Source organism: Marinobacter sp., assembly GCF_046484525.1.
Taxonomy (GTDB): domain Bacteria; phylum Pseudomonadota; class Gammaproteobacteria; order Pseudomonadales; family Oleiphilaceae; genus Marinobacter.
The window spans coordinates 69,695-84,159 of sequence record NZ_JAWOIS010000051.1; the positions used below are offsets into that span (position 1 = coordinate 69,695).

General features: G+C 59.7%; 12 protein-coding genes and 1 tRNA gene. 1 reads left to right on the forward strand and 12 read right to left on the reverse strand.

Annotation, left to right across the window (positions count from 1 at the left end):
* Positions 1 to 13: 13 nt before the first annotated feature.
* The 9 genes from nusA to rlmE form a co-directional block, all read right to left on the reverse strand.
* A complete protein-coding gene (nusA, locus tag R6W86_RS11495; protein WP_410329496.1) occupies positions 14 to 1,507 on the reverse strand; it encodes a transcription termination factor NusA in 1,494 nt (497 codons plus the stop codon).
* Between the two features lie 54 nt (positions 1,508 to 1,561).
* A complete protein-coding gene (gene rimP / locus R6W86_RS11500) occupies positions 1,562 to 2,023 on the reverse strand; it encodes a ribosome maturation factor RimP (RefSeq protein ID WP_410329497.1) in 462 nt (153 codons plus the stop codon).
* Positions 2,024 to 2,351: 328 nt separating this feature from the next.
* Positions 2,352 to 2,436 (reverse strand) — tRNA-Leu (locus R6W86_RS11505).
* Positions 2,437 to 2,444: 8 nt separating this feature from the next.
* On the reverse strand, positions 2,445 to 2,822 hold the full coding sequence (secG, locus tag R6W86_RS11510) for a preprotein translocase subunit SecG (protein ID WP_410329498.1): 378 nt from the start codon (positions 2,820 to 2,822) through the stop codon (positions 2,445 to 2,447).
* A gap of 18 nt (positions 2,823 to 2,840) precedes the next feature.
* Positions 2,841 to 3,605, reverse strand: coding sequence for a triose-phosphate isomerase (tpiA, locus tag R6W86_RS11515; protein WP_410329499.1), 765 nt, complete (start codon positions 3,603 to 3,605; stop codon positions 2,841 to 2,843).
* 75 nt (positions 3,606 to 3,680) lie between these two features.
* Positions 3,681 to 5,024, reverse strand: coding sequence for a phosphoglucosamine mutase (gene glmM / locus R6W86_RS11520; RefSeq protein ID WP_410329500.1), 1,344 nt, complete (start codon positions 5,022 to 5,024; stop codon positions 3,681 to 3,683).
* Positions 5,024 to 5,854, reverse strand: a complete 831-nt coding sequence (gene folP / locus R6W86_RS11525) for a dihydropteroate synthase (RefSeq protein WP_410329501.1) — start codon at positions 5,852 to 5,854, stop codon at positions 5,024 to 5,026. Before folP ends, glmM begins: the two co-directional genes overlap by 1 nt.
* 101 nt (positions 5,855 to 5,955) lie before the next feature.
* Positions 5,956 to 7,899 carry an ATP-dependent zinc metalloprotease FtsH gene (gene ftsH / locus R6W86_RS11530; protein WP_410329502.1) on the reverse strand — a complete coding sequence of 648 codons (1,944 nt, stop codon included), beginning with the start codon at positions 7,897 to 7,899 and terminating at the stop codon, positions 5,956 to 5,958.
* 197 nt (positions 7,900 to 8,096) lie between these two features.
* Positions 8,097 to 8,717: a 23S rRNA (uridine(2552)-2'-O)-methyltransferase RlmE gene (gene rlmE / locus R6W86_RS11535; protein ID WP_410329503.1), complete on the reverse strand. Its 621-nt coding sequence runs from the start codon at positions 8,715 to 8,717 to the stop codon at positions 8,097 to 8,099.
* Between the two features lie 166 nt (positions 8,718 to 8,883).
* Between rlmE and yhbY the strand changes: the two genes are divergently transcribed.
* Complete coding sequence (gene yhbY / locus R6W86_RS11540; RefSeq protein ID WP_410329504.1) at positions 8,884 to 9,195, forward strand: ribosome assembly RNA-binding protein YhbY; 312 nt, start codon at positions 8,884 to 8,886, stop codon at positions 9,193 to 9,195.
* Positions 9,196 to 9,387: 192 nt separating this feature from the next.
* Here yhbY and greA read toward each other — a convergent pair whose 3' ends face one another.
* The 3 genes from greA to carA form a co-directional block, all read right to left on the reverse strand.
* Positions 9,388 to 9,867, reverse strand: a complete 480-nt coding sequence (gene greA / locus R6W86_RS11545) for a transcription elongation factor GreA (protein WP_410329505.1) — start codon at positions 9,865 to 9,867, stop codon at positions 9,388 to 9,390.
* A 4-nt stretch (positions 9,868 to 9,871) separates the two neighbouring features.
* On the reverse strand, positions 9,872 to 13,090 hold the full coding sequence (gene carB, locus R6W86_RS11550; RefSeq protein WP_410329506.1) for a carbamoyl-phosphate synthase large subunit: 3,219 nt from the start codon (positions 13,088 to 13,090) through the stop codon (positions 9,872 to 9,874).
* 81 nt (positions 13,091 to 13,171) lie between these two features.
* Positions 13,172 to 14,302 (reverse strand): glutamine-hydrolyzing carbamoyl-phosphate synthase small subunit, encoded by a 1,131-nt coding sequence (gene carA / locus R6W86_RS11555; protein WP_410329507.1) that lies wholly within the window; start codon positions 14,300 to 14,302, stop codon positions 13,172 to 13,174.
* Positions 14,303 to 14,465 lie beyond the last annotated feature (163 nt).

The window sequence follows — 14,465 nt, forward strand, 5'->3', positions numbered from 1 at the left end:
TCCTCCTCCCGAATTAAGCCTGGTCTTCAAACCAGGGGGCACGCGCCGTCATAATCAGCTGACCGGCACGCTCTTCATCCATACCTTCAATATCGAGCAAGTCATCTACTGACTGCTCAGCCAGATCCTCCATGGTGCGAACACCCATTCCGGCCAGTTTGAATGCCAGCGATCGATCCATGCCCTCCATATTGAGCAGATCTTCAGCCGGCTCGGCTCCCTCCAGCGCCTCTTCACTTGCCAGCGCCTGGTTCAGCAGAACGTCCTTGGCGCGGCGGCGCAGCTCGGTCACCGTTTCGTCGTCGAAACCTTCAATCGCCAGCATTTCCTCCATCGGCACGTAGGCGACTTCCTCCAGGGAGGTAAAGCCTTCCTCGATGAGCACACTGGCGAATTCCTCGTCAACATCGAGGTTGGAGGTGAAATGATCCAGCAGGCGGTTGTATTCCTGCTCCTGACGCTCACCGGCCTCTTCCTCGGTCATCACGTTCAGGGTCCAGCCGGTCAGCTCGGTCGCCAGGCGCACGTTCTGGCCGTTACGGCCGATGGCCTGGGCCAGGTTGTCCTCGGCTACTGCGACATCCATGGTGTGCCGATCCTCATCGATCACAATGGATGCCACCTCGGCCGGCGCCATGGCATTGATCACCAGCTGCGCGGGGTTGTCGTCCCACAGCACGATGTCCACACGCTCACCGCCAAGCTCGTTGGAGACGGCCTGGACACGGGAGCCACGCATACCGACACAGGCACCGACCGGGTCGATGCGACGGTCATTGGTCTTGACCGCAATCTTGGCGCGGGAGCCGGGGTCCCGGGCAGCACCGCGGATTTCAATCAGGTCCTCGGCGATCTCCGGCACTTCGATGCGGAACAGCTCAATCAGCATCTGCGGTGCGGTCCGGCTCAGGATCAGCTGCGGCCCGCGGTGGTCGGTGCGGATTTCCAGCAGCAGAGAGCGAACCCGGTCACCCATGCGGAAGGTTTCCCGGGGGATCAGATTCTCCCGGGGCAACAGCGCCTCGGCGTTGCCGCCCAGATCAACGATAACATTGTCACGAGTCACTTTCTTTACGGTGCCGGACACCAGCTCACCCACGCGATCGCGGTAGCTGTCCACGATCTTGGATCGTTCGGCCTCGCGAACCTTCTGGAAGATGATCTGCTTGGCGGCCTGGGCGCCGATACGTCCGAAGGAAACGGACTCGACCTTCTCCTCGTACATATCGCCTGGCTTCAGGTTCGGATCGATTTCCTCTGCCTCCTGAAACGTCAGTTCAGTACCCAGGGCAGGCACCTGATCATTATCGACCACCAGCCAACGGCGGAAGGTTTCGTACTCACCGGTGCGGCGATCAATGGCAACCCGGATATCCGCTTCTTCATCCTCGTAGCGTTTCTTGGCAGCGGTGGCGAGCGCAAGCTCGATCGCTTCGAAAATCACATCCTTCTCGACACCCTTCTCGTTCGAGACGGATTCGACCACCAGCAAGATCTCTTTACTCATTGGATTGCCCTGCCCTCAAAATAAACTGTGCGTCCACTGACTTTTCAATTCGACTCATTCAAAAACCGGGACGATGTGCGCCTTTTCGATGCTGTCGAACGGCAACAGATATTCGTGGTCGTCCACCACGACCACCACATCGTCTCCTTCAACACCCTTGATCAGCCCCTGAAACTTGCGGCGCCCCTCGAAGGCCATGCGCAAACGGATCTGAACCTGATGACCGACAAAGGCTTCGTACTGTTCAAGGCGAAACAGCGGGCGATCCATCCCCGGAGAGGAAACCTCCAGGGTGTACTCGGTCTGGATGGGGTCTTCCACATCCATCACGCCGCTGATCTGACGACTGACTTTCTCGCAGTCGTCGATGGCGATGCCGTTCTCGGCATCGTCGATGAAGACACGCAACAGGGAGTGTTGGCCCCGGGAACGGAATTCAATCCCCCAGAACTCATACCCCAGCCCCTCGACGATCGGCCGAAGGAGGTCTTCCAGTTGTTTAAGCTTGGCTGACAAAGTTATGTCATCTCCATTTCAGGAATTTTTACCGGCCCTACAAACAAAAAAAGGGCTGTTAATCAGCCCTTTTTATGCACCAGGGCCCGATGCGCCAGGCCCCTTAATCAAAAAGCCCCTGAAATTGGGGCCTTTTGTCGCAAGAACTCACAGAAAGCCGCTCCCACTACGAGCACGACCTCCTGCTGACAGACACCTGGCCTGCCAGGAAACCGGGGAACAGCCCACCGGCTCCAATATCCGCCGGAGTATAGAGACGCCGGCCGGACTGGTCAAGGACTGACCAAAAAAAACGGCCTGGAAAATCCAAGCCGTTTTTTCTTATAAATGGTGCCCGGGGCCGGACTCGAACCGGCACGGCTTGCGCCACTACCCCCTCAAGATAGCGTGTCTACCAGTTTCACCACCCGGGCAACACCTCTTACTCGAGTTCGGGAAGATCGGAACCCTTCCCACTCTCGGCTTCGCTGGTTTCCGCGGAGTCTGCAGCCGGCTCCGCCGGAGCCTGCTCGGCGGACTCCTCAACAACCGGAATACCTGCCTCGCCTGCCACTTCAGCACGCTGCTTGGCAAACACCGCCAGCGAAAAACTTGTTACAAAGAACACGATCGCCAGGATCGTGGTCATACGGGTCAGGAAGCTACCGCTACCCTGACTACCAAATACCGTCTGGGAAGCACCGCCACCAAATGCTGCACCGGCGTCGGCACCCTTGCCCTGCTGGATCAGGACCAGGCCCACCAGTGCAACGGCAATGACGACGTGCACAACGACTACCAGTGTTTCCATCCAATCCATAACGAATCCCGCGAATCTTTAACCTGTGGTACCCGCCGGCATCGACCGGCAAATACTCATAAAATCTTCTGCGATCAGCGATGCACCGCCAATAAGTCCACCGTCAATATCCGGTTCGGCGAACAGAGCGGCGGCATTATCCGCTTTTACACTGCCGCCGTAAAGCAGAGAAATATCTTCTGCCGGCGCGCCCATATCCGCCAGGACCTTGCGAATTGCCGCGTGCATGCTCTGGGCATCTTCGGTAGTAGCCGTTTTGCCGGTGCCGATGGCCCAAACCGGTTCATAGGCAACTACAATATCCGACCATTGACCAGTTTCCACACGGGCAAGCCCCTGCCTGACCTGGGCAGTCACAACCGATTCGGCATGGCCCGCTTCCCGCTGCTCGAGCGTTTCACCCACACAAACCACGGCGGTGAGCCCACTGGCCAGTATACGCTCCACCTTGGCGGCAACCACGTCGTCCGACTCACCAAAGTACTCTCGGCGCTCGGAGTGACCAACCAGGGCGAAACCGCAGCCCAGATCCTTTGCCATGTCAGCGGCTGTCTCGCCGGTGTAGGCACCGGAACTCCACTGACTTACGTTCTGGACACCTACGCCGAGCACATCACCCGACCGCTCACGCACATCCCGGACATACAGGGCCGGAGGAATAATAACAACCTCTACGCCATTATCAAGGGTGTTCGCCTCAGCCCGCACATAACCGACAAGCTGCTCTGCCAGGTCCGCGGACCCGTTCATTTTCCAGTTTCCGGCTACGATCTTGCGACGCATAACTCTTCCCGAACGTAAGGGAGGGCGAACTATACAGCAGTCCCTGCCCTCACACAACCGCTTGAAAACGCAAAATTACCTGCTCGATTGCTCGACCACACCGGCGAGCTCCTCGACCACCCGGACGATGTCCGCCTCGACCTGGCCCTCCACCATGACCCGGATCAACGGCTCCGTGCCGGAAGCCCGCAGCAGCACCCGGCCGGCCTCACCCAGCTCCGCCTCGGCCTGACGCAACGCGCTAACAATGTCAGCACGGGACAGCGGATCGAAACGCTTAGCCACCCGCACGTTAATCATCTTCTGGGGCAACTTGGTCATGCCCTGGCGCAGCTCGGCCAGGGTCTTGCCGGACTTGCGGATAGCCAGCAGCACCTGCAGGGCCGAGACAATGCCATCACCGGTAGTGGTGCAGTCCCGGATCACCATGTGACCGGAACCCTCGCCGCCAAGCACCCAATTATTGGCCACCAGCCGCTCCATAACGTAGCGGTCGCCCACCTTGGCGCGTTCGAAGTCGATACCGGCGGCTCTCAGCGCCAGCTCAACGCCGAGATTGGTCATCAGGGTGCCGACCACCCCGCCGTTCAGCCGACCCTCGGCGTGGCGCCTGGAGGCGAGGATGTACAGCAACTCATCGCCATCCACTTCCGAGCCATCGCGATCCACCATCAGCACCCGGTCGCCGTCGCCGTCGAAGGCGATGCCCATATCGGCACCCTTGTCCACCACCGCGGCCTTGAGCGCGTCCAGGTGGGTGGAACCGACATCCAGATTGATGTTCAGGCCGTCGGGGTCGGCGCCAATCACTGACACTTTCGCCCCCAACTCCCGGAACACCTTGGGGGCCACATGGTAAGTGGCACCATGGGCGCAGTCCAGTACGATATGCAGCCCGTCCATGGCAAATTCGTTGGGCACCGTGCTCTTGCAGAACTCCACATACCTGCCGGGAGCATCATCCACCCGCGACGCCTTGCCGAGCTCGGACGGCTCGCAGACTTCCAGCGGGCGGTCCAGCCAGCGCTCGATCTCCGCTTCAAGGGCATCGTCGAGCTTGGTGCCCGCCGACGAGAAGAACTTGATGCCATTGTCGTGATGGGGATTGTGGGATGCACTGATTACGATACCGGCGGATGCCCGAAAAGTACGGGTGAGGTAGGCAATAGCCGGCGTCGGCATCGGGCCCAGCAGCTTCACATCAACCCCGGCAGCAGACAGACCGGCTTCCAGTGCAGATTCAAACATGTAACCGGACAACCGAGTGTCCTTGCCGATCAGCACACTGTTGCGTTGACCATCTTTCTTGAACGCCTGGCCGGCAGCCCAACCCAGGCGCAGCATGAATTCCGGGGTAATAGGGAACTCGCCGACCCGGCCACGAATGCCATCGGTACCAAAATATTTGCGATCGGACATCAACCCGCCTCCTTCATGGCCGCCACTACCCTGACGGCATCCACCGTTTCCCTGACATCGTGGACACGCACGATGCTGGCACCTTTCATGGCGGCTATTGTCGCGGCCGCGATGCTTGCGGGCAACCTTTCATCCACCTCACGGCCGGTAATCTTGCCCAACATGGATTTGCGGGAGATACCAATCAGCAGGGGGTGCCCCAGGATGTGGAGCTGCTCCAGGGAGGCGAGCAGCTGCAGATTGTGCTCCAGGCTCTTCCCGAAACCGAAGCCCGGGTCGAGGATAATATTTTCGGGGAGCACTCCGGCCTGCTCCGCCAGCCGCATCCGCTCGGTCAGGAACGAACTGACATCCCGGCGGACGTTGTGGTACTCCGGTCGGTCCTGCATGGTGTCCGGCTCGCCCTGGATATGCATGATGCACACCGGAATACCGGCCGCAGCAGCAGCCTCCGGGGCACCACTGCGCTGAAGTGCGCGTACGTCGTTGATCAGTCCCGCACCAAGCCTTACAGTCTCGGCCATGACTTCCGGTGAACTGGTATCCACGGAGATTACCGTATCCAACTCGCCCGCGATTGCTTCCACTACGGGGCAGACCCGATCCAGCTCTTCCTGCACAGACACCAGTGTGGCGCCGGGCCGGGTCGATTCGCCACCAACATCAATGAACGCCGCGCCATCGGCAACCATTTGCCGGGCCCGCACCAGGGCCGCATTCCGGGAGTTGAATTTTCCACCGTCGGAGAAGGAATCCGGAGTAACGTTAAGAATCCCCATGACATGACAGCGGGACATGTCCAACACCCGCCCGGCAAATTTCATTTCCATAACAAACCTTTTCTGAAAAACGTTCCGCGGCGCCAAAAACAAACGCCGCCCGGAGTCCGGGCGGCGCATTCAATCAACCTGCTTGTTGGTCAGGCAGTGGGTCAGTGCTCTCCGGCCGGCCGACCCACGCCAGGCTGGCGACCGTCATCGGAACCCTTGGGTTCCGGTGCCTTTTCCGGCTCGCCGGCCTGCACGCCACCGGCCGGACCACTGCCACCCCAACCCTTGGGCGGACGGGGCTCACGACCTTCCATGATGTCGTCGATCTGGTAGCGGTCGATGGTTTCGTATTTCATCAATGCTTCGGCCATGAGGTCCAGCTTATCCCGGTTGTCGATCAGGATCTGCTTGGCGGTCTCGTAGCAGGTATCGATGATGTTACGAACCTCTTCATCGATCCGCTGGGCGGTCTCCGGCGAGTACACGGTCTGTGACTGACCGGCTGAACGACCCAGGAACGGCTCTTCAGTGTCGGTATCGTACTGCAGCGGCCCCAGTTTCTCGGACAGGCCCCAACGGGTCACCATGTTCCGGGCAAGACTGGTGGCACGCTCGATGTCGTTGGAGGCACCGGTGGTGACACCATCGAACCCGAGGGTCAGCTCTTCCGCGATACGCCCACCAAACAGACTGCAGATGGAGCTGATCAGGAATCGCTTGCTGTGACTGTACTTGTCTTCTTCCGGCAGGAACATGGTCACACCCAGGGCGCGGCCACGAGGGATGATGCTCACCTTGTACACCGGATCATGCTCAGGCATCAGCCGGCCGACGATGGCGTGGCCAGACTCGTGGTAAGCGGTGTTCCGCTTCTCTTTCTCGCTCATGACCATGGACTTGCGCTCGGCGCCCATCATGATCTTGTCCTTGGCGAGTTCGAACTCTTCCATAGACACCAGACGCTGGTTACGGCGTGCGGCAAACAGCGCCGCCTCGTTCACCAGGTTGGCCAGATCCGCACCGGAGAATCCGGGAGTACCGCGGGCGATCAGGACCGGCTCTACGCCGTCTGCCAGAGGCACCTTCTTCATATGTACTTTCAGGATCTGCTCCCGGCCAATGATATCCGGCAGGCCGACCACGACCTGGCGGTCGAACCGACCGGGGCGCAGCAGGGCCGGGTCCAGAACATCCGGACGGTTGGTAGCGGCGATCACGATAACGCCTTCGTTACCTTCAAAGCCGTCCATCTCGACCAGCAGCTGGTTCAGGGTCTGCTCACGCTCGTCGTGACCACCCCCCATACCGGCGCCACGATGGCGACCGACCGCATCGATCTCGTCAATGAAGATGATGCACGGACTCTGCTTCTTGGCCTGCTCGAACATATCACGGACACGGGATGCACCCACACCCACGAACATTTCCACGAAGTCGGAACCGGAAATCGAGAAGAATGGCACCTTGGCTTCGCCGGCAATCGCCTTGGCCAGCAACGTCTTACCGGTACCCGGCTGACCGACCATCAACACACCCTTGGGAATGCTACCACCAAGACGCTGGAACTTACTCGGATCACGAAGGAAATCCACCAGTTCCTTTACGTCCTCCTTCGCTTCGTCGACACCGGCGACGTCCGCGAAGGTGGTCTTGATCTGGTCTTCACTCATCAGGCGCGCCTTGCTTTTGCCGAACGACATGGGACCCTTGCCGCCACCGCCGCCCTGCATCTGGCGCATGAAGAAAACGAATAGAGCAATAATGATCAGTATCGGGAACGCTGCCACCAGCAGCTGCGTCCACAGGCTCTGGCGCTCAGGCTCTTTACCGATCACCTCGACGTTGTTGGCCAGCAGGTCGTCCATCAACTTGTTATCCGACACCTGAGGCCGGATTGTCTGGAACTGGGAACCGTCACCGCGGGTACCCTGGATTTCCAGGCCGTCTATGGTCACCCTCTGCACCTGGCCCTGCTGGACCATCTGCACGAACTGGGAATAGTTGACTTGTTGGCCGGTGGTGGTGGGAGAGAAATTCTGAAACACCATCAGCAGCACGGCGGCTATTATTAGCCAGAGAACCAGATTTTTTGCCATATCGTTCAAGGATCATCACCTGTGAATTGAAGGAAGCCTTATCAAAGACAACCTTTTCCGACACCTTACACCAATTGTACGCTCGTCCACCAGAAACGGCCCATCCGTAGCGGCCGCAGAGATGGCTAACATCCGAGGTCGACCTGAAAACGGGGTCAGATGAACGCTTTCATCTGACCCCAACTTAATCTTGCCCCGACTTCAGCTCACCCCTTGAAACCCTTCCCGACGAGATAAATTTCTCTCGACCTCGCCCGGGAAGAATCCGGCTTCCGGCTTACAACGGTCTTGAAGCTGTCGCGCATGTCGGCCAGCAATGCATCAAAGCCTTCACCCTGAAACACCTTGGCAACAAACACACCTCCGGGCCGCAGTACCTGCCGGGCCATATCCAGGGCCAGCTCTACCAGCCCCATCGCCCGCGGAATATCTACCGCAGCCATACCACTCATATTGGGTGCCATATCCGAAATTACAACATCCGCCTGACGGTCACCCAGCAATTCCAGCAGCCTTTCGAAGACTTCATCCTCAGTAAAGTCGCCCTGGACAAAGTCCACACCGGCTATCGGATCCATGGGCAGGATGTCGCTGGCGATCACCACACCCTTGTCTCCCAAGCGCTCCACGGCCACCTGGGACCAGCCGCCAGGCGCGGCACCGAGATCCACCACCAGCTGGCCCGACCGAAAAAGCTTGTCCTTCTTGTCCAGCTCAACGAGTTTGTAGCTGGCGCGGGAGCGATATCCTTCCTCCTGCGACTTCCTGACCCAAACGTCGTCGAAATGTTCCTTCAGCCAGCGATCGCTGGACTTGGACCGAGCCAAGGCTACCTCCAAATCTTTCTGGTACAGACCGCCCGTGGCCACGGTCGATACGGGTTAACAGGCATTTTCGGGGCCGCACGATCTGTTACAATCCACGGATTATACGATTATGCCAGCGAATAAGCCGCTGACCTTTTGTTAATTGCACCTATAAAGAGATTACATCATGAGTCTTTCGCCGGAACAGCGCCGGGAATACCGGGCCATCGCCCACAACCTGAAACCCGTGATCATCGTGGGAGACAAAGGCCTGTCCGAGGGACTCCAGGAAGAATTGGAGCGCGCACTGAACGATCACGAGCTGATCAAGATCAAGGTGGCCAGCCAGGACCGCGAAGCCCGTCAGGAGGCCATCAGCGCCCTGTGCGAGGCGTCGGGGGCCGAGGTGGTTCAGACCATCGGCAAGATTGCTGTCCTGCTGCGCCGGGCCAGGAAGCCGAACCCGAAGCTGTCGAATCTGCTTCGGAACAAGCACTGAGCCAAGCTCAAAAGAAAAAGCCGGCTGCGGGGGACCGTAGCCGGCTTTTTTGTGCCTGGGGCCTGGGGTGAAGATGGGGTCAGATGAAATTGTTCATCTGACCCCGGAGTTAGACTGAACCCCAGGCTCGGGCCCTGAAGTTGGGGTCAGATGAAGACTTTCATCTGACCCCGTTTTCACTCACTCACACCCTCAGATGTACTCCACCTCGGCAATCTCGTACTCCACTGTACCGGACGGTACGCGGACCGCGACCACATCACCCTCATCCTTACCCACCAGGGCGCGGGCAATGGGGGACGAGATGGAGAGCTTGCCCTGTTTGATGTCGGCTTCGTCCTCGCCGACGATCTGGTAGGTCACTTCCTCATCGGTATCCACGTTCACCAGATGCACGGTGGTGCCGAAGATGACCTTGCCGGTGTTCTCCATAGTGGTGACTTCAATCACCTGGGCAGAGGCGAGCTTGCCTTCGATTTCCTGAATCCGGCCCTCGATGAAACCCTGCTGCTCACGGGCAGCATGGTACTCGGCGTTTTCCTTGAGATCGCCGTGCTCACGGGCTTCGGCAATCGCCGCGATCACCTGCGGACGATCCTCGGACTTCAGCTTCTTAAGCTCCTCGCGGAGGCGGGCTTCACCCGCCTTGGTCATGGGTACTCTGTCAGCCATAGTCTTATTTTCCTGCGTGTAGATCCTGGAGGCGACGAACAGTGCGCTCCGGGCCGAACTTGATGGCCCGGCAGAAGGCTTCGCCACCCGCCAGTGTCGTTGTATAGGTTACCTTGGTCTGCAGGGCCGACTGACGGATCTGCGCCGAGTCGGAAATGGCCTTGCGACCTTCGGTAGTATTGATGATCAGCTGAACCTGGCCATTCTTGATGGCGTCAACAATGTGCGGACGGCCCTCGCGAACCTTGTTTACCCGCTCAACCTCGATTCCGGCTTCCTTCAGCGCCTTGGCCGTGCCCGTGGTGGCGATCAGCTTGAACCCGGCTTCCACCAGATCCCGAGCCACCTTCGCCGCGCCCGGCTTGTCCACGTCACGGACCGACATGAAGGCAGTGCCCTTGTCCGGCAGACGCTCGCCAACGGCCAGGGCCGCCTTGGCAAAGGCCTCGTCAAAGCTATCGCCCAGACCCATGACTTCGCCGGTGGATTTCATCTCCGGCCCCAGGATCGGATCCACCGCCGGGAACTTGTTAAACGGGAACACCGACTCTTTTACCGCGTAGTAGCGCGGAATGATTTCCTGGGTGAACTCCAGCTCCTTCAGGGTCTTGCCAGCCATAACCCGGGCCGCCACCTTGGCCAGGGACACACCAATGGCCTTGGACACGAACGGCACGGTGCGCGACGCCCGCGGGTTCACCTCGATCACGTAGATCTCGCCATCCTGCCAGGCCAGCTGCACGTTCATCAGGCCCACCACATCCAGCTCGATAGCCATCTTCTTCACCGCATCGCGCATCTCGTCCTGCACTTGCTGGGACAGGGTGTACGGTGGCAGCGAACAGGCGGAATCACCGGAGTGAACACCAGCCTGCTCTATGTGCTGCATGATGCCACCAATCACCACGTCTTTACCGTCGGAGATGGCATCGATGTCCACCTCGATGGCGGCATTCAGGAAGTGGTCCAACAGCACCGGGCTGTCGTTGGAGACCAGCACAGCGTTCCGCATGTAGCGCACCAGCTCTTCCTCGTCGTAGACGATTTCCATGGCCCGGCCGCCCAGCACGTAGGACGGGCGCACCACCAGCGGGTAACCGATTTCCCGGGCCGCGAGGATGCCTTCCTCGTGGCTGCGCACGGTGGCGTTTTCCGGCTGTTTCAGGCCCAGGCGGGTGATCATCTGCTGGAACCGCTCCCGGTCCTCGGCACGGTCGATGGCGTCCGGGCTGGTGCCTATGATCGGTACACCAGCCGCTTCCAGGCCACGGGCCAGTTTCAGCGGGGTCTGACCGCCATACTGAACGATCACGCCTTTGGGCTTCTCGACGTAGACAATTTCCAGCACGTCTTCCAGGGTAATTGGCTCAAAGTACAACCGGTCGGAGGTGTCGTAATCGGTGGACACTGTCTCCGGGTTGCAGTTGATCATGATGGTTTCGTAGCCGTCTTCCCGCATGGCCAGGGCCGCGTGCACACAGCAGTAGTCGAACTCGATGCCCTGCCCGATCCGGTTCGGGCCGCCGCCGATGACCACGATCTTTTCCCGGTCGGACGCGTCGGCCTCGCACTCTTCCTCATAGGTTGAGTACATGTAAGCCGTGTCGGAGGCAAATTCCGCGGCACAGGTATCCACCCGCTTGTATACCGGGCGAATATCCAGGTCGTGGCGCAGTTTGCGCAGGCTCACTTCGGAAATACCCAGCAGTTTGGCCAAGCGGGCATCGGAGAAGCCCTTGCGCTTGAGGCGGAGCAGGGTGGCCTGGTCGATATCGGCCTTGCCGGCACTTCGGAGCGTTTCTTCCTCGCGGATGAGGTCTTCGATCTGCACCAGGTACCAGGGGTCCACATTGGTGTGGGCGAACACGTCTTCCACGCTCATGCCGGCGCGGAAGGCATCACCGATGTACCAGATCCGGTCGGCGCCCGGCACGTTCAGTTCGCGGGTCAGGGTTTCCCGGGAGTTCTCGGAATCCAGATCCCCGAGCTTCTCGTCAAAGCCTTCGGAGCCCACTTCCAGGCCGCGCAGGGCTTTCTGCAGGGATTCCTGGAAGGTCCGGCCGATGGCCATCACCTCACCCACGGATTTCATCTGGGTGGTCAGACGGGCGTCGGCCTGAGGGAACTTTTCGAAGGTGAACCGGGGAACCTTGGTGACCACGTAGTCGATGCTGGGCTCGAACGAAGCCGGAGTCACACCGCCGGTGATTTCGTTCTGTAGCTCGTCCAGGGTGTAGCCCACCGCGAGCTTCGCCGCCACCTTGGCGATCGGGAAGCCGGTAGCCTTGGAGGCCAGGGCGGAGGAACGGGACACCCGCGGGTTCATCTCGATCACCACCATGCGGCCGGTATCCGGATTGATGCCGAACTGGACGTTGGAGCCGCCGGTTTCCACACCGATCTCACGCAGGACGGCCAGGGAGGCGTTCCGCATGATCTGGTATTCCTTGTCGGTAAGGGTCTGGGCCGGAGCCACGGTGATGGAGTCACCGGTGTGCACGCCCATGGCATCGAAGTTCTCGATTGAGCAGACAATGATGCAGTTGTCATTCTTGTCCCGGACAACTTCCATCTCGTACTCTTTCCAGCCGATCAGGGACTCGTCGATCAGCAGCTCGTTAGTCGGGGACAGGTCCAGGCCGCGCTGGCAGATTTCCTCGAACTCGTCCTTGTTGTAGGCGATACCACCACCGGAACCGCCCATGGTAAAGGACGGACGGATAATGCAGGGAAAACCGATGTCCTCCGCCACTTTCCAGGCTTCTTCCATGGAGTGGGCGATGGTGGCGCGCGGACACTCGAGGCCGATCTTCTTCATGGCCTTGTCGAAGCGGTCCCGGTCCTCGGCCTTGTCGATGGTGTCGGCGTTGGCCCCGATCATCTCGACGCCATGCTTCTCCAAGATGCCGTGCTTTTCCAGGTCCAGGGCGCAGTTCAGTGCGGTCTGGCCACCCATGGTGGGCAGCAGCGCGTCCGGCTGTTCCTTCTCGATGATTTTCTCGACCGTCTTCCAGGTGATCGGCTCGATGTAGGTGGCATCGGCCATGACCGGATCAGTCATGATGGTGGCCGGGTTGGAATTCACGAGGATGACCCGGTAACCCTCTTCACGGAGGGCCTTGCAGGCCTGGGCTCCGGAGTAGTCGAATTCGCACGCCTGCCCGATCACAATGGGGCCGGCGCCCAGGATCAGGATGCTTTGGATGTCTGTACGTTTTGGCATGTCTTGGTAAACCTGTCAGCAACTTTTGAATTCTTGCAGCGCAAAACGCGGCGCCTGTGAGCTTTCCGGGGCACTCCGCACTCAGGCGGACCGCGTTTCCATCAGGCGGATAAACTCGTCAAACAAGGGCGCCACGTCGTGGGGACCGGGGCTGGCTTCCGGGTGACCCTGGAAGCTGTAGGCCGGCTTGTCGGTCCGTCGGATGCCCTGCAGCGTGCCGTCAAACAGGGACTTGTGAGTCGCCTCAACGTTTGCGGGCAGTGTTGCCTCGTCCACGGCAAAGCCGTGGTTCTGGCTGGTGATCATCACGGTGCCTTTGGCAATATCCTGAACCGGATGGTTAGCGCCATGGTGGCCATGGCCCATCTTCATGGTTTTGGCGCCACTGGCCAGGGCCAGCAACTGGTGGCCGAGGCAGATGCCGAATACCGGGATCTCGGTTTCGAGCACTTCCTGGATGGCCGTGATGGCGTAATCACAGGGCTCGGGGTCGCCCGGGCCGTTGGACAGGAAGATGCCGTCCGGATTCATGGCCAGTACTTGCGAAGCGGAAGTCTGGGCCGGAACAACGGTGATGTCGCAGCCGCGGGCCGCGAGCATGCGCAGGATGTTAAGCTTTACGCCGTAATCCCAGGCCACCACCCTGAATTTCGCCTCGGTGCGTTCACCATAGCCGGAATCCAGGCTCCACTCAGTCTGGCTCCATTGCCAGGTCTTGTCACAGGTGACTTCCTTGGCCAGGTCCATGCCCTTGAGTCCCGGGAACGCCTTGGCCAGCTCCAGGGCGCGTTCGGCGGTGGCATTGTCGCCGGCGACGATGGCGCCGTTCTGGGAACCCTTGTCCCGCAGGATCCGGGTCAGACGGCGGGTGTCGATGTCGGCGATTCCAACAATGTTGTTGCTTCGCAGGTAGTCCTGGAGGCTACCCTGGCTGCGCCAGTTGCTGGCCAGCAGCGGCAGGTCCCGGATGATCAGGCCGGCGGCCTGGATGCGGTCGGATTCGATATCCTCTTCGTTGACACCGGTGTTGCCGATGTGCGGATACGTCAGTGTGACGATCTGGCGGGAGTAGGACGGATCGGTCAGGATTTCCTGGTAGCCGGTCATGGCGGTGTTGAATACCACCTCGCCGCTGGTTTCTCCGTCAGCGCCCATGGCGGTGCCGTAGAAGAGGCTTCCGTCTGCGAGTGCAAGGATTGCTGGTGTGCTCAAGGCTTGTATCCTCATCGAGTGGCGGATAAGTTCGTCACGAACAGGAACGCAAGCGCAAATTCAGGTCGCAAAAAAGCGAGAGGGAGTAGAGACTCCGTCCCGCTTTTCATAAAACTCTTTTAGCTTCTCAAAGCTACGCTTGGTGCAGTTAAATCGCCTTATT

Coding starts and splice junctions, on each gene's coding strand:
- tpiA (WP_410329499.1), bottom strand. CDS start 3,605: ATGCGTCGCAAGATCGTAGCCGGAAACTGGAAAATGAACGGGTCCGCG.
- glmM (WP_410329500.1), bottom strand. CDS start 5,024: ATGTCCGATCGCAAATATTTTGGTACCGATGGCATTCGTGGCCGGGTC.
- nusA (WP_410329496.1), bottom strand. CDS start 1,507: ATGAGTAAAGAGATCTTGCTGGTGGTCGAATCCGTCTCGAACGAGAAG.
- secG (WP_410329498.1), bottom strand. CDS start 2,822: ATGGATTGGATGGAAACACTGGTAGTCGTTGTGCACGTCGTCATTGCC.
- carB (WP_410329506.1), bottom strand. CDS start 13,090: ATGCCAAAACGTACAGACATCCAAAGCATCCTGATCCTGGGCGCCGGC.
- greA (WP_410329505.1), bottom strand. CDS start 9,867: ATGGCTGACAGAGTACCCATGACCAAGGCGGGTGAAGCCCGCCTCCGC.
- yhbY (WP_410329504.1), top strand. CDS start 8,884: ATGAGTCTTTCGCCGGAACAGCGCCGGGAATACCGGGCCATCGCCCAC.
- folP (WP_410329501.1), bottom strand. CDS start 5,854: ATGGAAATGAAATTTGCCGGGCGGGTGTTGGACATGTCCCGCTGTCAT.